Origin of the sequence: Acinetobacter sp. A2, assembly GCF_012371325.1 — a bacterium.
Taxonomy (GTDB): domain Bacteria; phylum Pseudomonadota; class Gammaproteobacteria; order Pseudomonadales; family Moraxellaceae; genus Acinetobacter.
Genome location: NZ_JAAZQX010000011.1, coordinates 18,714 through 36,861 on the forward strand (window position 1 = coordinate 18,714; position 18,148 = coordinate 36,861).

General features: G+C 39.3%; 22 protein-coding genes. 15 read left to right on the plus strand and 7 right to left on the minus strand.

Going from position 1 to position 18,148, the window contains the following annotated elements:
- Nucleotide 1 precedes the first annotated feature (1 nt).
- The 4 genes from HHA43_RS05845 (at nt 2) to HHA43_RS05860 (ending at nt 3,133) form a co-directional block, all read left to right on the plus strand.
- Nucleotides 2-874 (plus strand): NAD(P)-dependent oxidoreductase, encoded by an 873-nt coding sequence (locus HHA43_RS05845; RefSeq protein WP_168542044.1) that lies wholly within the window; start codon nt 2-4, stop codon nt 872-874.
- 83 nt (nt 875-957) lie between these two features.
- The gene (locus HHA43_RS05850; protein ID WP_168419056.1) at nt 958-1,227 is read left to right on the plus strand and encodes a YARHG domain-containing protein; all 270 of its coding nucleotides are present in this window, start codon (nt 958-960) and stop codon (nt 1,225-1,227) included.
- Between the two features lie 35 nt (nt 1,228-1,262).
- Nucleotides 1,263-1,676, plus strand: coding sequence for an HIT family protein (locus HHA43_RS05855; protein WP_168542046.1), 414 nt, complete (start codon nt 1,263-1,265; stop codon nt 1,674-1,676).
- A gap of 353 nt (nt 1,677-2,029) precedes the next feature.
- Nucleotides 2,030-3,133, plus strand: coding sequence for a porin (locus HHA43_RS05860; protein ID WP_168542048.1), 1,104 nt, complete (start codon nt 2,030-2,032; stop codon nt 3,131-3,133).
- A gap of 136 nt (nt 3,134-3,269) precedes the next feature.
- On the opposite strand, the gene HHA43_RS05865 is transcribed toward HHA43_RS05860, so the two are convergent.
- Together HHA43_RS05865 and HHA43_RS05870 are read right to left on the minus strand one after the other, a co-directional pair.
- A complete protein-coding gene (locus tag HHA43_RS05865; RefSeq protein ID WP_168419053.1) occupies nt 3,270-3,872 on the minus strand; it encodes a YidB family protein in 603 nt (200 codons plus the stop codon).
- Between the two features lie 133 nt (nt 3,873-4,005).
- Nucleotides 4,006-4,515, minus strand: coding sequence for a DUF6231 family protein (locus HHA43_RS05870; RefSeq protein WP_168542050.1), 510 nt, complete (start codon nt 4,513-4,515; stop codon nt 4,006-4,008).
- Nucleotides 4,516-4,550: 35 nt separating this feature from the next.
- Between HHA43_RS05870 and HHA43_RS05875 the strand changes: the two genes are divergently transcribed.
- Nucleotides 4,551-5,423, plus strand: a complete 873-nt coding sequence (locus tag HHA43_RS05875) for a DUF2797 domain-containing protein (RefSeq protein ID WP_168542052.1) — start codon at nt 4,551-4,553, stop codon at nt 5,421-5,423.
- Nucleotides 5,424-5,504: 81 nt separating this feature from the next.
- Here HHA43_RS05875 and HHA43_RS05880 read toward each other — a convergent pair whose 3' ends face one another.
- The 3 genes from HHA43_RS05880 to HHA43_RS05890 all read right to left on the minus strand — a co-directional run bounded on the left by HHA43_RS05880 (nt 5,505) and on the right by HHA43_RS05890 (nt 8,471).
- Nucleotides 5,505-7,376 carry a SurA N-terminal domain-containing protein gene (locus HHA43_RS05880; protein WP_168460321.1) on the minus strand — a complete coding sequence of 624 codons (1,872 nt, stop codon included), beginning with the start codon at nt 7,374-7,376 and terminating at the stop codon, nt 5,505-5,507.
- 131 nt (nt 7,377-7,507) lie between these two features.
- Nucleotides 7,508-7,780: an HU family DNA-binding protein gene (locus HHA43_RS05885; protein WP_168419049.1), complete on the minus strand. Its 273-nt coding sequence runs from the start codon at nt 7,778-7,780 to the stop codon at nt 7,508-7,510.
- Nucleotides 7,781-7,994: 214 nt separating this feature from the next.
- Nucleotides 7,995-8,471, minus strand: coding sequence for a phasin family protein (locus HHA43_RS05890; protein ID WP_168419048.1), 477 nt, complete (start codon nt 8,469-8,471; stop codon nt 7,995-7,997).
- A gap of 195 nt (nt 8,472-8,666) precedes the next feature.
- Here HHA43_RS05890 and HHA43_RS05895 point away from each other — a divergent pair, with 195 nt between their 5' ends.
- The 10 genes from HHA43_RS05895 (at nt 8,667) to HHA43_RS05940 (ending at nt 16,025) form a co-directional block, all read left to right on the plus strand.
- Nucleotides 8,667-9,314: a hypothetical protein gene (locus HHA43_RS05895; protein WP_168419047.1), complete on the plus strand. Its 648-nt coding sequence runs from the start codon at nt 8,667-8,669 to the stop codon at nt 9,312-9,314.
- A gap of 123 nt (nt 9,315-9,437) precedes the next feature.
- Nucleotides 9,438-9,911: an Rrf2 family transcriptional regulator gene (locus tag HHA43_RS05900; protein ID WP_004976645.1), complete on the plus strand. Its 474-nt coding sequence runs from the start codon at nt 9,438-9,440 to the stop codon at nt 9,909-9,911.
- Nucleotide 9,912: 1 nt separating this feature from the next.
- Entirely contained in the window at nt 9,913-11,130 is a 1,218-nt protein-coding gene (locus HHA43_RS05905) for an IscS subfamily cysteine desulfurase (protein ID WP_168542054.1), read from the plus strand.
- A 106-nt stretch (nt 11,131-11,236) separates the two neighbouring features.
- Nucleotides 11,237-11,623 carry a Fe-S cluster assembly scaffold IscU gene (gene iscU, locus HHA43_RS05910; RefSeq protein ID WP_168419045.1) on the plus strand — a complete coding sequence of 129 codons (387 nt, stop codon included), beginning with the start codon at nt 11,237-11,239 and terminating at the stop codon, nt 11,621-11,623.
- A gap of 36 nt (nt 11,624-11,659) precedes the next feature.
- Entirely contained in the window at nt 11,660-11,980 is a 321-nt protein-coding gene (gene iscA, locus HHA43_RS05915; protein ID WP_168419044.1) for an iron-sulfur cluster assembly protein IscA, read from the plus strand.
- Between the two features lie 101 nt (nt 11,981-12,081).
- Nucleotides 12,082-12,597, plus strand: a complete 516-nt coding sequence (gene hscB / locus HHA43_RS05920; protein ID WP_168419043.1) for a Fe-S protein assembly co-chaperone HscB — start codon at nt 12,082-12,084, stop codon at nt 12,595-12,597.
- Nucleotides 12,598-12,639: 42 nt separating this feature from the next.
- Nucleotides 12,640-14,499, plus strand: a complete 1,860-nt coding sequence (gene hscA, locus HHA43_RS05925) for a Fe-S protein assembly chaperone HscA (protein WP_168542057.1) — start codon at nt 12,640-12,642, stop codon at nt 14,497-14,499.
- A gap of 15 nt (nt 14,500-14,514) precedes the next feature.
- The gene (gene fdx, locus HHA43_RS05930) at nt 14,515-14,853 is read left to right on the plus strand and encodes an ISC system 2Fe-2S type ferredoxin (protein ID WP_168419041.1); all 339 of its coding nucleotides are present in this window, start codon (nt 14,515-14,517) and stop codon (nt 14,851-14,853) included.
- A gap of 172 nt (nt 14,854-15,025) precedes the next feature.
- Entirely contained in the window at nt 15,026-15,340 is a 315-nt protein-coding gene (locus HHA43_RS05935) for a hypothetical protein (RefSeq protein WP_168542059.1), read from the plus strand.
- Nucleotides 15,341-15,644: 304 nt separating this feature from the next.
- Nucleotides 15,645-16,025 carry an OmpA family protein gene (locus HHA43_RS05940; RefSeq protein ID WP_168542061.1) on the plus strand — a complete coding sequence of 127 codons (381 nt, stop codon included), beginning with the start codon at nt 15,645-15,647 and terminating at the stop codon, nt 16,023-16,025.
- A gap of 142 nt (nt 16,026-16,167) precedes the next feature.
- On the opposite strand, the gene HHA43_RS05945 is transcribed toward HHA43_RS05940, so the two are convergent.
- Together HHA43_RS05945 and HHA43_RS05950 are read right to left on the minus strand one after the other, a co-directional pair.
- A complete protein-coding gene (locus tag HHA43_RS05945; protein ID WP_168542063.1) occupies nt 16,168-17,637 on the minus strand; it encodes an adenylate/guanylate cyclase domain-containing protein in 1,470 nt (489 codons plus the stop codon).
- A 68-nt stretch (nt 17,638-17,705) separates the two neighbouring features.
- The gene (locus HHA43_RS05950; protein ID WP_004976660.1) at nt 17,706-18,140 is read right to left on the minus strand and encodes an HIT domain-containing protein; all 435 of its coding nucleotides are present in this window, start codon (nt 18,138-18,140) and stop codon (nt 17,706-17,708) included.
- Nucleotides 18,141-18,148: the final 8 nt, after the last annotated feature.

Below are 18,148 nucleotides of genomic sequence, written 5' to 3' on the forward strand. Positions count from 1 at the left end.
TATGATTCAATCTGTTGCATTTATTGGCTTAGGCGCAATGGGCTACCGCATGGCAGCACATTTACCCAAACATTTTGACACGGTCTATGTTTGGAATCGTAACTTTGCCAAAGCCGAGCAACATGCTGCAGAATATGGCACTCAAGCGGTTGAATTGGCTCAAGCGGTACAGGCAGATGTTATTTTTTCTTGCTTGCCTACCAGTACCGAAGTTGAAAACCTGATTGCACAAGTTAAACTTAAAGCAGGTTCAGTTTGGGTCGACTGCACCAGTGGCGTACCTGAAAGCGCAAAAAAACTGGTACAACAACTTAAAGCCCAAAACGTCGATTTCTTAGATGCACCTGTAAGTGGCCAAACCATTGGTGCAGAAAATGCCACCTTAACGGTCATGATTGGTGGTAAAGCAGCAGCCTTTGAAAAAGCGCTCCCTGCAATTCAGGCTTTTGGTAAAGTGATTCAGCACGTGGGTGAACCAGGTGCAGGTTTTGCAGTTAAAGCGGTGAATAATATGCTCATGGCGGTCAGCCTATGTGCTGCTGCTGAAGGTTTTACTACCCTAAAAGCACATGGGGTAAATTTGAATCAGGCTTTGCAATGCATTAATGCCTCAAGTGGCAAAAGTGCCGTAACAGAAATGATTTTACCGCAACGAGTACTGAATCGTGCTTTCCCAAATACCTTTGCCCTGCCTTTACTTGCCAAAGATACAGGCATTGCACTTGATTTAGTCCGTGAGGCGGCCTTGCCTGCACCTGTACTGGCATTAACTCAAAGTCTGATTCAAGCGGCAAATTTAACTGCAGAAAAAGACAGTGATTTTTCCACTGCCGTGAAAATGTATGAATTATGGAGTAATATTACCCTAGAGTAAGAACTCGCCATTGAATACGCAGCCACAAACCCAATAATGTATATAAGTGCTTCGTCACCCTACAAACCACAGAGGAAACTCTTATGAAAAAGTTTAGCATTGCCGTATTTGCAAGCCTTGCAACTTTTATCGGGGCAAATTCAACTGCTTTTGCTTCTGAGCAAGAATGTCAAAAATTAAAAAATGATCACGATGTTATTTATGCATCTAAAGGTTTCTGCTTTAAAGATCCTGAAGCTAAAGCACGTTTTGGTAATGACAATTGCTATACAACTAAGCCGAAGTTCTCTGAAAAAGAACAACAACGCCTTGATGCAATTAAAGCACGTCAAAAAGAATTGAACTGTAAGTAACAGTTTTGAAAATAAGCTGAATTGAAGGAATTATTATGGCTTACGATGATCAAAATATTTTTGCAAGAATTTTACGTGGTGAGCTTCCTGCAATAAAAGTGTATGAAGACGAACACGTGCTTGCGTTTATGGACATCATGCCTCAAGCCGATGGTCACACCTTGGTTATTCCTAAAACACCTGCAGTCACTTTATTGGACCTGCCTGCCGAAGCTGCAGCATATACCATCCAAATTGTGCAAAAAATTGCTAAAGCCATTGAAAAAGGCTTAGGTGTGGATGGTATTGTGCTCATGCAGCTATCTGGTGCAAGTGCAGGACAAACTGTACCGCATGTACATTTCCATTTAATTCCAACTTCAGTTCACGAACTTGGAAAACATGCTGCACAAATGGGCGATCAGGAAAAAATCCTAGCACAGGCCGAAAAAATTAAAGCAGCACTTTAAAATATTTCCAAAACTGTATTAAAAATGAATGGAGCACTCGCTCCATTTTTTTGCTTCATGTTTAATTTCCCGATTAACCACAGCATTGATAACAATAATATGTCACTTCCCTTGCAATTAAGTTATTCATTTCATAAATTTTTTCTAAATTTAAAAACCTGTTCACTTAAAATTTGCGATTAAAGGTAAGTTTTTGGTCTAATTTGTTCTTTTTAATAATTTTGAAATATTTCCTTAATATTACTGTCGCATTTGTAAGGAATACTTAGCACCAATAGAGAGCAGCGGTAGATCAACCCTACTTCTGAACAATGTTTAGGACTAAAAAACAATAGTCTGTATTGGAGCTACACATGAAAAAAACGCTTTGCGCATTAGCAGTTGGGGCAACCTTATTTACACCAGCACTAGCTATGGCTGCTGATGTTAAAGTTTATGGTCGTGCACACGTATCTTTAGACTATCTTGATGATGGTAAAGACTACAACGAAGTTGGTCTTTCTTCTAACTCATCACGTTTAGGCTTCAAAGCTGAACAAAAATTAGAAAATGGCATGACTGTTTTTGGTCAAATTGAACAAGAAATTAACTTCGCTAGTGGCTCTGCAAATGATGACGTTGAGTTTGCTACCCGTGATACATTTGTTGGTTTAAAAGGTGACTTTGGTCAAGCACGTGTAGGTCGTTTTGACAGTCCATTTAAAGCTGCTCGTGGTCCAGTTAACTTCTTTGGTGATATGGTTGGCGACATTCGCAACGTAACTCGCGTTTCTGAACAGCGTTTTGATGAACGTAATGCGAATACAATTGAATATAAAACACCAAAATTTGGTGGTGGCTTTAACGTATTAGGCGCACTTTCTTTACACGAAAAGAATAGCCCTGATGCAACAAAAGACGGTAAAAATGACAAAGATAAAGCTTATGACTTAGCTTTAACTTATAAAGAAGGAAAAGTCGATTTTGCTACTGCTTATGAGCATTACGAAGAAGAAGCTGGTCGTGGTGAACGTGATGGTTTCCGTATTGCAGCAGCATACAAAGTTACACCTGAGCTAAATATTGGTGCTTTATATCAATACACTACTTTTGATAAACAAGGCACAGCAGCAGATATTGCAGCTGCTAAAGGTGGTGATTTAGAGAAACTTCTTTCAAAACAAGATACACACGTATTTGGTGTAGCAGCGGATTATAAAGTTGCACCTAAAACTTATGTACGCGGTCAAGTCTTCCACCGTGATGTTGATGCGACTGACGCAAATGCAACATTATTGGCTGTAGGTGTAGAACACCGTTTAGACAAAGCTGTACGTGTATACGCAAATCTTGCAACAATGTTAAATGATACAAACTCTAGATTAACACCATGGTCACAAGGTCGTTCAAACAACGTTACTGGTGCTTTTGATGAAGATGCTCTAGGTCTTTCTCTAGGTTTCCGTTACGACTTCTAAGTCTTAACCGAACTTAAAACATAAAAAACACGCTTCGGCGTGTTTTTTATTGCAACAACCTATAGGCAAATAAAAGCTAGCAAATTTGCTGGCTTTGTTTATCTAGTTAAGTTTTACAAAGATGATTTTTTTAACATTAACGCTTTAAAAAGCCAGATACTAAATTCATTACCTGTTGAATATCATCATTCGCTTCTTGTTTGCTGGTTTGCTCACCCTGCGGTGTTAATGAGTCAATAATTTGTGGTAAGACTGTAGAAATCGCACTATAAATATCTTGCTTCGGAGCTTGAGTTTGCTGTGCAACCTGTTCTACATCAGCATCATCAAATAAGCTTTGTACTTGATCAGGCTGAACTTGCGCATTTTCACCTGGGCCAGTAGACACCCAATCATCTACCTGACTGGTTAAGCCCTGCCCTTTTAACTTATCCAAAGCGCCTTGTAAACCGCCTTGCTTTTGAATCCATGCCAACACCAAAGGCAGTACTGCGACCAGCAAACTTTGTGTGCCTGAAGCGCCTGCTGTTGAACGCTGTTGCTGCCCGCCTAACTGGCCAAGTACCGAACCAAGAATTCCACCCAAGCCACCTTGAGATGATTGCTGGTTATTTCCACTTAACTGCCCCAATACCGAACCTAAAATACCACCTAAACCACCTTGCGATTGATTAGATTGTTGATTCGCACCTAATGCTTGCTTTGCCAATATTTCAACAATATTGCTTAAATTGGTCATTTTATTTTCCTCATTATGCCCTAATGACAGCATACGAAGTTTTAAGCTAAATGCTTGCTAGAAATTGTTAAATTTTGCAATAAGTTTTCTTTTTATGACTCAAGTATCACTTTAAGGTGAACTACTTAAGTGTTTACCAACGGAATTTATCCCAATTTTCAGGATTTGCCCAAAACTTAGAGTTAAACCAATCAGGCACGTGCTTATAAGTCAAAATATTAAACTGCCATAAGGTCAAATGATGTTCTTCAAATTTATGGTCAATTAATTGGGTAAAACCAAGCGCACGAAGCAATTGCTCATCTTCACGTGAAGCGATAACTATAATGCGTTTAGCCAGTAAATCACGCAATTTCACCAATACTTGAGATTTTTGCTGAATTAATTTTTCCTGCGTACTGTCAGAGAAAAAATCTGTGCAGTCTAAAAAGACAATACCTAAATCAAAACGCTGGGTAAAAGGCAGATTTAAAAAGTCCAATGCGCTAAAATACTGACATGCAATAGTGGGAAAATTATCCACTGTTATATTTTGAGGATTCGGGCTAGTTTCACTATTTTGCCCCACACATAATGCGGTAGAAATTGGCTGTTGTTGAGATAAATCTGCAATCAACGCTTGAATCAAACGCATATCAGCCATCACTGCATTCCTTCATTTTTTGAGAGAGTATTCTTATGGAACTACAAGGCATTTGCCATAAAATGCACGCAGGTCTTAAGGACCATAGTGTAACTGATGAACAGGTACACAAGGCAAATGTTGAATATAAATTTATTCTAGACCGTTCAGAAATTGATCTGCCTTTTCAGCTTGGTCAAGAAATTGAACTGGAATGGACAGGCAATATTTACTGTGTTTCTTGTGGCGTCAAAACCCCAAAATCATATTCTCAGGGTCATTGTTTTAAATGCTTTAAAACCAAGGCTTCTTGCGATATGTGCATTATGAAACCCGAAACCTGCCATTATCATTTAGGGACGTGTCGTGAAGATAGTTTTGCACATGAGGTCTGCTTTCAACCACATATAGTCTATTTAGCCAACTCCAGCGCTTTAAAAGTGGGGATTACCCGTCTAGGACAAATGCCCACACGCTGGTTAGATCAGGGTGCCACCCAAGCATTGCCAATTATGAAAGTTGGCTCACGCCGTTTATCTGGGCAACTCGAAATCATGTTTGGTTCACAAGTGGCAGATAAAACGGACTGGCGTAAATTACTCAAAGGTGAAGCAGCACCTTTAAACTTAATTGAAGTGCGTGAACAGCTTATTGAAGAGTTTGCACCTAAAATTCAAACTATTCGTGATGAATTTAGTCAAAACTTAGAATTCAATGAAACCGTTGAATTGTTAGATCAAGAGCCACCACGTGAGTTTGTATATCCTGTAGAGCAATATCCTGAAAAAATCAAATCGCATAATTTGGATAAAACCCCAATTATTCGCGGTAAGTTACAAGGTATTAAAGGACAATATCTTATATTAGATACTGGCGTGATTAACATTCGCAAATACACAGGTTATGAGTTAAAAATCCGCGCTGAATAAGCCATCAATATCTTAGTCAACGCTTTTTACAAGCACAAAAAAACCAGCAAATTTGCTGGTTTTTTCTTTGATGATAAATGACTATTTGATTTTCGCTTGAGACTTCAAATATTGAGTGTAGTCATCCAACTCTTGCTGAGCACGAAGTTGTTGATATAACTGCGCCAATTCTTTGAGCTGTTCAGGCGTCAAAGCATTCGAAGTGGTGTCATTTACATTCGATACAGCGACTACAACCAATTCATTCGGTAAAGATGCTGTCGTTACTGACCACATGCCTTGTTTAGGTGCAAGCACACTAAATGCAGCACGTTCAATTTCACGCTTTAACAAGCCATCTGCACGAGTAAATGTACCTGCATTTTCAAAACGGATTTGGTTTTTAGCTAAAACCGTTGCAGCTGGCTGAGTTTTAAATGCATCTAAAGCAGCTTGAATATCTTTTTTAGCCGCATCAAATGCTTTTTTCTCAATCAGTTGTGTTTTCACACGCGGGGTTGCCTCCTCTAAAGTTTGCACACCTGCTGCATGGTAATTACGCACTTTCACCCATACCACATCACCATTAGCCAAAGTGATATTGCTTGAGGCATTACGATCACCATTTTTCACATCATCATTAAACAGCTTCACTTTCACACTTGGCTGGCTTAACACAGGATGTTGTGTCGCTAAAGTAACCGCATTAGCAGATTGAACTTTGACTGTTTTAACTTCTTCAGCCACGACATCTAAAGCGTCACTGCTTACCACCAATTCATTTAAGCTGTTGATGGTATCTGTATAAGCATTTTCAGTTTTTGCTTTTTGCAACTCAGCTGTTAAACGTGCTTTTTCAGCTTCAAACGTAGGTACTTGAACTGCAGCACCTTCAGTTTGAATTAAATGATAGCCATATTGCGTTTTAATCGGCTGAGATACTTCACCCGATCTCAGGCTATTTACAGCTTTATCGAAAGCATCACCAAAGACACCAGCTTCATAACCTGCAACCGTACCACCTTTGGCCTTAGACTCAGGGTCATCTGAATACTTTTGTGCAGCAGAGGCAAAACTTGCACCCTGTTGAATTTCAGTAGCTGCTTGTGCTGCCAGTTTTTGAGCTGCGGGATCATCACGTGCATCCGTGGTGATTAAAATATGTTTAACCGTCGGCGTTGCTGCACTTTTTTGCGTGTCTACAAACTTTTGATACGCTTGCTGTAATTCAGCATCCGACACAGTCGTATTTGCAGGGGCAATATTTGCAGGCGTAACGACAACATAATCAACATCTACACTTGCCACTTGCTTAAAGGTGCTTGAATGCTGCTCATAATATGCTGCAATTTCTTGTGTAGTCACGCTGATATTTTTCTTGTAGTCATCCAACTTAATGCTAGACAAATGCAAAGTACGCTGTTGGGTCTGTAGATTTGCAATTTGCTGAATATCAGACGGGCTCACCAAAGCATAATCTGTAAAGCTCGCACTTAGCATTTTTAAAGCGTGATCCTGACGCAAGTTTGCAACCAATGCTTGATTCGTCATACCCACAGATTGCAAATAGTTGGCATACAATGTTTCAGAAAACTTACCGTCTTGTTGGAAGTTTGGCTGTTGCGCAATCATTTGCTCAATTTGAGCATCACTCAAAGAAATGCCCAGTTTTTCAGCCTGTTGCAATAACAAAGTACGTGCAACCAAAGTGTCTTGTGCTTTATTTTGAATGTAATTTTGATTTAACAGCGTTTCATCACCGTTGGTATAAGCCAAGTATTGTTCTTTCAGCGAGTTGGTCAGATTGTCTAATTCTCGTTTTGAAATTTGCTGACCATTCACGGTTTGTGCAGTGTCTTCAGACTGACCACCACTAAAATATCCTTCAATACCTACAAGTGCTAAAGGGGTCAAGAATAAAACGAGCAAAACTTTGCCCAACCAACCCTTAATAACTTTACGAAAAGATTCCATAAGTATTCCAATATTTTATTTGCGGAAGATTTTAACTGAAAACCCTCTGCGAATGAATGCATTGACGCCTTTTATTGACATTATTAATAAAAAACGCGCCAATTGGCGCGCTTTCTTGGCATTTTAAAAGATTATGCTACTGAATCTTTCAAACCTTTACCTGCTTTAAAGCTTGGTACTTTGCTTGCTTTAATTTCTAGGGTTGCACCTGTTTGTGGGTTGCGACCTGTACGTGCAGCACGCTCTTTCACGCTAAATGTACCAAAACCCACTAAAGTTACAGTATCACCAGCTTTAAGCGCTTCAGTAATTGAAGCAATTGTTGCGTCTAAGGCTTTACCTGCATCAGTCTTAGACAATCCCCCTTTCTCTGCAATTGCATCGATTAATTCTGATTTATTCATGAAGATTACGTCCTCTTAATATCGTTTATTTAAGGTCCAGAGATTTAATTTAAATTACCGTAACGCCTTTATAGCAATGCTTTGAGGGTAAAAGCAATACTCCCTGTACGCTTTTATGCAAAATAAATGGTAAAAAACGATGGAGCATAAGATACTATTGACAATTAGTCTAAAACCCGCCTCTCATCCACATCTGCATGTTTCTAAATCTAGGCTAGACACGTTTACTTTTTGCAACATCTTCTTTTAATTGTTTATTTTCTTCAATCAAGGCATCAACTTTGGCATGTAATTGTAATACTAAATGCTCTAAATGTTGAAGATCTTTTGCTGTTACTAAGCCAATTCTATTTAAAGAATGATTTACGCTATGGTCAATCAGACGCTCGACCTTGTCTTTGGTGTCTATCACCGATTCCTTGGCTTTTTCTGAAACCTTTTCAACAGTTTGGTCAGCAATTTCAGTGGTTTTAGATTCCAGCTCTTCCCCCACCTTGACCAGAGAGTCAAACAATTTATTGCCTTCCTCTTCAGCGCGTGAAAAAGCACCTAAACCTGCTAACCAAATTTGCTTGGTATATTTACGAAAATCGAGTGAAGATTTACGACCTGCACGTATTTTATCTTTATTTTTCAATGTATTTTCAGATTCAGAAGTATGTTCTTCTGGCGTTTGTGTTGCATTTTCCATGGACACATCTCCCGCTTATTTTATGCGCAAATGAATATAATAAACCTACAAAATACGCCAATAATAGCAAATTAAATACTTGATCGTTTTGCTAAACTGTTCTACAAAGCAAGATTATTGCATGTGTTTTCCGATATTTCTGATCAAAAAACACAAATTAAGGAATTCAACTTTTAAATTAAGGGACTTGGTTTTATGAGTGACTCGCAACAAAGACAAAGTAATCCGCATTTGTTGCTCACTATGGTTATGATTGTGCTTGAAACCATTTTTAGCTTTATTTTAAAGCACGATCGCGTTGTCGCATTACAAGCTAAAAAATTTGTAGATCAAAAAATCACTATAAAAATTAATAGCTACATTCCTTATTTTGACATTTATGTGCAATTTAGCCCACATGGTATTTTGTTTGACAGCAAAGCGCCTGATCAAGCCATTGATTTAGATGTACGCACCACTTTAATGGATTTATTCAAAATCTTTATTTTAGGCAACCGTCGTAGCATCAAGCACATGCGTATAGATGGCGACATCACCCTAAAAGATGAATTTCGTGATCTGATTTTGCATTTTAGTGCGCCTAAAGTTTTGGCCGACTGGAAACAGTGGTTAAAAGAAGCACCTCAAGGGCAAGAAGTGGTTAGCTCTAAAAAACGTATTGCCCCTCTTTTAGACAAAATTGATGAGCAGCGCTCTAAAATCAACACCCTACAAGTTGAGCTAAAACAACATAAAAACCGTATTCGTCGTATTGAACGACGTCAGAAACGTATCAATATCGCCTTTAGCATAATAACAGTACTATTAATTACGTTATTAGTGTATAATTTATGGCTGAATTAAGAACACTAAAACATCAATAAAAACAGCCCTAAACCTTCGCTACAAGATAACAATAAAATACTTGACTAATTTAGTCGGGATTCATAGAATACACACATCTAGTCTAATCATGTGTATCGAATCATGCGCTTAACAACTCGCGGTCGCTACGCAGTGACTGCTCTACTTGATTTAGCTTTGCAGCCAACTGAACAAACGATCACGCTTGCTGAAATTGCAGCCCGTCAAACTATTTCTGTTGCTTATCTTGAGCAGTTATTCGCAAAACTTAAGCGCCACGGCTTAGTGTCTAGTGTTCGCGGTGCTAACGGTGGTTACCATTTAGCACGTAGTGCAAATGAAATCACTGTGCTAGAAATTATTGAAGCCGTAAATGAAACAGTTGATGCCACACGCTGCGACCATAAGGGGAACTGCCAAAATGGTGCAATGTGCTTAACTCATGACTTATGGCAAGAACTCTCCCATCATATCGCCGACTATCTCGCTAAAATCTCACTTGCTGACTTAGTAGCCCGTGACAACGTACAAACCGTTGCCATCCGCCAAAATACAGCTCCGTTTGATTCAGCCCTTTTATCGGTTACAGGTATTTGACATGAAACGTCCTATTTATCTTGACTACGCAGCAACCACTCCTGTAGATCCGCAAGTTGCAGAACGCATGATGGAGTGCCTGACTTTTGATGGGACTTTCGGTAATGCCGCTTCTCGCTCACACGCTTATGGCTGGCAAGCAGAAGAAAAAGTTGAATATGCACGTGAACAAGTTGCGAACTTGATCAAAGCAGATCCACGTGAAATCGTGTGGACTTCAGGTGCAACCGAATCTGACAACCTTGCGCTTAAAGGTGTAGCACAATTCTACGCTTCTAAAGGCAAACACATCATTACCTCTAAAATTGAACATAAAGCCATTTTAGATACTTGTCGTGAGCTTGAATCTGAAGGTTTTGAAATCACCTACTTAGAGCCGCAACCACAAACAGGTTTAATTACGCCTGAAATGGTTGAAGCGGCAATTCGTCCAGATACGATTTTAGTATCTTTGATGATGGTGAATAACGAAATTGGTACCATTACCGATGTCGCTGCAATTGGCGAAATCACGCGTGCTAAGAAAATTTTCTTCCACGTTGATGCTGCGCAAGCTGCTGGTAAAGTTGAAATTGACTTATCTACTTTAAAAGTGGATTTGATGAGCTTCTCTGCACACAAAATCTATGGTCCTAAAGGTATTGGTGCACTTTTCGTTCGCCGCAGCCCTCGTGTTCGCCTAAAAGCGCAAATGCATGGTGGCGGTCACGAACGTGGTATGCGTTCAGGCACACTTGCAACACACCAAATTGTAGGTATGGGCGAAGCGTTTGAGCTTGCAGGTAAAAACTTAGCTTCTGAACAAGCACGTTTACGTGTATTGCGTGACAAGCTTTGGAATGGCTTAAACTCTATGGAACAAGTGTTCCTGAACGGTCACCCAACTCAGAACGTAGCAAACTACTTAAATATCAGCTTCAACTTTGTTGAAGGTGAATCTTTAATGATGTCACTGAAAGATGCTGCGGTATCTTCTGGTTCTGCATGTACATCTGCAACTTTAGAGCCATCTTATGTATTACGTGCTTTAGGTCTTTCAGACGAACTCGCACATAGCTCAATCCGCTTCAGCTTTGGTAAATACACCACTGAAGAAGATATTGATCATGTACTTGAAGTCACTAAAGCTGCTGTTGAAAAGTTACGTGAACTTTCACCACTTTGGGATATGTACAAAGAAGGCATTGACCTTTCTAAAGTGGAATGGACTGAGCACTAATTCATCCCTGAATCTAATGGCTTTGTTAGGAAGCCATTAGATTGATAAAGGTAATTTTACCCCCCATATTCATATTAAGGCGGACCCCGAGGTTTGGAGAAGCGACATGGCTTATAGCGATAAAGTAATTGATCATTACGAAAACCCTCGTAATGTTGGCGTTTTAGACAAAAATGCTGAAAACGTTGGTACAGGTATGGTGGGCGCACCTGCATGTGGTGATGTAATGCGTCTACAAATTCAAGTTAACGATGAAGGCGTGATTGAAGAAGCACGTTTCAAAACTTATGGTTGCGGTTCTGCAATTGCATCAAGCTCGTTGGTAACTGAGTGGCTTAAAGGTAAAACTTTGGATGAAGCTCAAGCCATCAAAAACATTGATATTGCCAATGAATTAGCCCTTCCACCAGTAAAAGTACACTGCTCTGTGTTGGCGGAAGATGCAATCAAAGCCGCTGTTGAAGACTATCGCAGCAAAAAAACTAAAGCTTAATTTGCTGGGTTTTGTGAAAAGATAAACGGAGTTTTCATGATCAATTTAACTGAAAATGCTGCAACTCATATCAGCAATTATTTAAAAAATCGCGGTAAGGGTGAAGGTATTCGCGTTGGCGTGAAAACTTCAGGCTGTTCTGGTTTGGCTTATGTGCTCGAATTTGTAGATGAAGTAGATGCACATGACCAAATGTTCGAACAGTTTGGCGTTAAAGTTTTCGTAGATCCTAAAAGTCTAGTGTATCTAGATGGTATGGAAATGGACTACGTTAAAAACGGCTTAAACGAAGGTTTTGAGTTCAACAACCCCAATAAAAAAGGCGAATGTGGCTGTGGTGAATCTTTCACTGTATAACCAGCACCTCCCTCTTTTATGACTTAAAACAGTGTACAATGCACTGTTTTAATTGCATTTATGCAGTCATTTTTGCACACTAATTGCGGATTCCATCTCCCATGAATCATTTTGAGTTGTTCAATCTTCCCGTCGCACTCGATATTGATTTCGCTACTTTAAAAGCTGAATTTTTAAAGCTGCAGCAACAATATCACCCAGACAAAGCTGAAGACAAAGATCAAGCCCTGATTAAATCTAGTGAAATTAATCAAGCCTTTAAACAACTCTCTGCAATTGACAGTCGTGCAGCTTATCTGCTGTCACTGAAAAAACAGGATTATCACTTAGATCAATCTATTCATGATTTTGAATTTTTACAGGATGCTCTAGAAATTCGAGAGCAACTGGATGATGCAAGTGCTGCCGAAGACCTGCAGTCCCTCAAAGTTGAAGTTCAGCAATGGATTGATGGTTTGGTACGTGAGTTTAAAATTGACTATGCCGAAGAAGATTGGGCTGAAGCACGAGACACAGTCCGCAAGTTACGTTTTTTCATTAAAGTCATGGCAGATATAGACAAAGCTGAAGATCGTTTCTTAGATGACGATAGCTTTGATTTAGATGATGATTTTTAATTTAGTGTATTTAAATATTTAACGGGCAAAGGATTTTACATAATGGCGCTCTTGCAAATTGCAGAACCAGGTCAATCAAGTGCACCGCATGAACATCGTATCGCGATTGGTATTGACTTAGGCACCACCCACTCATTGGTTGCCACCATGCTTTCTGGTAAAGCCAAAGTGCTACAGGATGAACAAGGTCGTGTACTACTGCCTTCAATTGTCCATTATGCAGAACAAAGCAGCCAATATGGTAACGATGCTGCGCCGTTTATTACTACAGATCCTAAAAATACCATTGTTTCAGTTAAGCGCTTTATGGGGCGCTCTAAAGCAGACATCAAGTTTCAACACCCCTACACTTTGGTGGGTGAAGACACTCAAATGCCTGCTTTTGAAACAGCACAAGGTCGTAAAACGCCTGTTGAAATTTCCGCAGAACTGCTTAAACAGCTCAAAGACCGTGCTGAAGCAAGCTTGCAGAATCCAATCAATGGTGCAGTAATTACTGTTCCTGCTTATTTTGATGAAGCACAACGTCAAGCTACCCGTGATGCGGCAGAACTCGCAGGCTTAAAAGTTTTACGCTTATTAAACGAACCTACTGCTGCTGCAGTTGCATACGGCTTAGATCAGGAAACCAATTTAGAACAAGACCGTAACTATGTTATTTATGACTTAGGTGGTGGTACTTTCGACGTTTCTATTTTGCGTTTTTCACAAGGTGTCTTTGAAGTTTTAGCCACTGGCGGTCATACTGCTTTGGGTGGTGATGACTTAGATCGCTTAATTGTAAAATGGGCAAAAAAACAGCTTCAACTTGAACACTTAAATGATGCAGAGCATGCGCATTTTATTGTGTCTGCCCGCAAAGCCAAAGAAGCGCTTAGCCAAGCAGAAAGTGTTGAATTAAAACTTTTAGAGCATACCCTACACTTAGACCGTGCAACATTTGAAAGCATTATTCAGGTTGCATTGGATAAAACCATTAGTGTATGCAAACGTGTTATGCGTGATGCCAAACTTGACTTAGATGACATTCAAAACGTGGTTTTGGTTGGCGGCTCAACACGCTCTTATGCTGTACAAAAAGCAGTCCAAGAAGTCTTTAATCAAGAACCATTATGCACCATTAACCCAGATGAAGTGGTTGCAATTGGCGCATCTATTACGGCTAATCAGTTAATTGGCAACAGTAAAGATGGTTCTTTATTATTGGATGTTACCCCACTGTCTTTAGGTTTAGAAACCATGGGCGGTTTGGTCGAGCGTCTTATTTCACGTAATACCGCCATTCCAGTAGCACGTCGTCAAGAATTTACGACCTATCAAGATGGTCAAACAGCAATGTTGATTCATGTCGTACAAGGCGAACGTGATTTGGTGGAACATTGCCGCAGCTTAGGCCGTTTTGTCTTACATGGTATTCCACCAATGACCGCAGGTCAGGCACGTATCGAAGTTACTTTCCAAGTCGATGCCGACGGCTTGCTCAGTGTGTCTGCCAAAGAAACGACCTCTGGTGTCAGCGCAAATATTGATATCAAACCTTCTTATGGCTTGTCTGAAGCAGATACCGAGCGTTTGCTACTTGATGGCTTTAAATATGCCGAAGAAGACAAACAATTGCGTCATTTACACGAAACTAAAGTTGAAGCACAACGTGAACTTGAAGCCTTACAACAAGCTTTAAAAGTTGATGCACAATTACTTAGCTCCACACAGCTTGAAACATTAAATGCAGCAAAAGCACAATTGGATGCTGAATTGGCAGGACAAGATATTAAAGCCATTGAACATGCCGTTGAACAGCTTAAAATACACAGTGATGCCTTTGCTGCACTTCGTATGAATCAACATATTGATGCAGCACTCAAAGGTACCAAACTTGACGACTGGTCAAACTCAAACTAATTTAAGGTAAAGATTATGCCACGTATTAAAGTACTTCCACATGCGCAATTCTGCCCAGAAGGTGCTGAGTTTGAAGTCGAACAAAATGCTAATTTATGCGAAAGCCTATTAAAAAATGGCATTAAAATTGAACATGCCTGCGATATGTCTTGTGCATGTACTACCTGCCACGTTGTTGTACGTAAAGGTTTTGACAGCCTTGAAGAAATGGATGATGTAGAAGCTGACTTGCTAGATCGTGCTTGGGGCTTGGAGCCTGACTCTCGTCTGTCTTGCCAAGTTAAAGTTGTGGATGAAGATTTAGAAGTTGAGATTCCAAAATACACGATTAATCATGCTTCTGAAAATCACTAATTCTTTTTGTTATAAAGAACTTAAAAGGCTGCCTCTGCAGTCTTTTTTATTTTGCGAATAACAAAATGATAACTTGAGTATTCTGCCAATATGCTATTCTCCGAACAAATTTTATACCCAAAACTTAAAGGCAGTTGCCCAATTAGATTTAAACAAAATTTTGGAGAGAATAATGAAAAAAGCGCATTTAGCTATAAGCACGGTGTTAAGTTTATGCTTATGTACAGCCTGTAGTAAAAGTGAAAAACCAGACAAGATTGAAACCAACACGACACAAACAGAACAAAAAGTTGAAACAGCCCTACAAGCTCAAAATTTTGATATTAATCAATTACCAAATGCCAATATAAGCCTAGACCAGTTTCCTTATATTTCACTTCCTGAAGGGTATGCTGAAAATGGCCCATCCTTACAGGATTACAAACAATTTTATTTTGCAATTCAACAAAACTATCACGCACTTCAAGTTTTACTCTGCCCTCTATAAAGTTCCATTATCTAAAACTTCAAACAATATTTCAGAACTCATTTTAATTAAAAGTTTTGAACAAAATATGCAAACCATAGGTGCGTAAAAATTAAATGATACTGAAATTCCTTTTCAGCTAACAGAAAAAATAGCTTACACCGACTCTAATATAGAGCTGAATATTGGCCAAAAAACATATACATACGGGTTTAAAAACAATGCAGGACAAGCTGTAATTGCCCAGCTTAGCCTAAACTCACCTAAAATTGTGGTTATGGAACTCAAACCATTTGAAGCAAAAATGCAAAAAGTGCAACTGAACATGCAACCACAATCGGATGAATTAGCTCAATCTATTGCTGAAACAGGCAAAGCAATTGTGCATATTAATTTTGCTGTAGATAGCGCCAAAATTGAAGCATCTAGCCAAACAGCTATTCATAAAATAGTGAAACTACTGCAACAGGATCCACAATTAAAATTATCTATTGATGGGCATACAGATAATACAGGTCTAGCGCAGCACAATTTAAAACTTTCTGAATCAAGAGCTGAAGCTGTTAAAAATGCGCTCATACAAGCAGATATTCAGGCAGATCGTTTACAGCCACGAGGTTTCGGTGCGTCACAACCCATTGCTGACAACACAACGGATGAAGGCAAAGCCTTGAATAGACGTGTAGAATTAGTGAAAATTCAATAGCTTTCGGAGTTAGTTACTCACAGGCAATAACAATATTTTAACTAAGTGCTAATTTCATTCAACTCAGACTGGATGGAATTGGCCTATGTTAAACGCTTGTTTTAATAATTTCCTGATGCAGAACTGCTGTTTTATTTTAGTGCTAATGATATTGTTCTGGTTGGCTCGGTTCTGGTGTGGTTTCAATCACTTCATCTTCAAGATTCAGTTTCACGATGCCTTGAGCGTTGGTCAGATGTTGCTGGGTTTGAATACGCTTGATCATTTTTTCCAGTACCGTAATCAGTTCAGGATACTCAAAGTTTTGCACTTCATCTAAGTTCAGCAATAAATGAAAACCTTTGTATTCGTAGTCAAACCAACGCTGATAATCAGACTTACTGGCGGCATATTTTTCCATCACCTGCCATGTTCTGACTGGCCCCTGAATTCCTTTTAAAAAGATCGGCGCTTTAGGCGCACACAAATAATCATCTTTAATTAATTTATAAGTGTCATCTGATAATAAAATTTCATCCACCTCTGCTGCACTTTGCAAACGTGCAGCTAAGTTGGCATCACGCCCTACAATGGTATAGGCCATACGATGTGCTGCGCCATAATTCCCTACGTGGCAATAACCCGTACTAATGCCCATACGAATATGCAACGGTGGATACCCCATTTTAATCCAGCGCTCGCGCAATAATTTCATTTGCTGACGCATGGCAATTGCCATTTCCACACAAGTTTTTGCGTCTTGTTCTACGCCTTGAGTATTCGGGTCTCCAAAGAAAATTAAAATCGCATCACCCATGAACTTATCTACCGTCGCTTCATATTGCTTGGCAATTTCAGTCATGTGACTCAAATAATCATTGAGTAAAAATGCTAAATCGTCTGGAATTAAGGTTTCAGAAAGCTCTGTGAAACCCTGAATATCTGAAAAGAAAATCGTCATTTTCTTACGTTTATATTCAATTTTTGCTTCAGATTCCCCTTTCATAATAGATTGCCAAAGCTGCAATGGTGCATAACGGCTTAACTGATTGGCAAACTCCATATAACGGTTCATTTGGCTATAATAATGGTCTTTTTTTGCCATCGTGAAACGAATTCGCTGCGCTTGATATGCACTGCCCATACCAAAATAAAAAATCATGCACAGAAAAGATAAAATGGTCAGTTCGGTACTACTTTGTTCAAAGTACTCATGAAAACCAAAAATAAAAATATTACAAAGATAAAAAACGCTAACAGCAAGTAAAGACGCTAAGGCCACTAAAAAGAAGGAAACTTTAATATAAATTGCAGTGTATAACAGCGCAAACAACGCCACAAAAGTCAGAACCAAGTTTAAATGTACTGCAGAAAGACAGGTAGCTACGACAACAATATCAATAATAAATAATAAGTTACGCTTAGCTTGATGATTTCGTTTGTATTGAATCCAGCGTGAGAGTTTAGGAATAATTAATAAAAGAAAAATAAGAAAAATAGGAAGATAGATTTGGTAATTGGTATCGGCATAGGTGTAGTGGTATACCACCATAATCAGGGATAAACTCGCATACCCGACTAAACGATGCAGGAATTCGAATTGTTTGGGATCTTTTTCCATCCAATTATACATGAACGCCGCAACCTACTCCGATTTAGGATTAAAATGCCACGCTTCCTGCGTGGCACCCGTGTTTAGAATTAATCCATTCTCCAGTCAAAAGGCATATCCCCTTGACCACGTAGCGCAAGCATTAAAGTTTGACGCATGTGCGCTAACACTTCATTGCTATAAGGAACTGCTGGTGTACCCCAAACAGGTTTAGGCCATGCCACGTCATTTTGATAACGCACAACATGATGAAAATGCAATTGTGGAACCATATTACCCAATGCAGCAACATTCATTTTATCGGCACGGAATACACGTGATAACTGGCTAGATAACCAGCTCGATTCACGTAAAAATTGTTCTTGGTCTGCCTGACTTAATTCATATAGTTCTGTAACCCCTGGCACACGTGGAATTAGAATTAACCAAGGGAATTGCATATCATTCATTAAACGACATGTTGACAGAGGAAAGTCGCCTACAAAAAAAGTATCTTGAGCAAGTTGTGGATGCAAACTAAACATATCTTTAT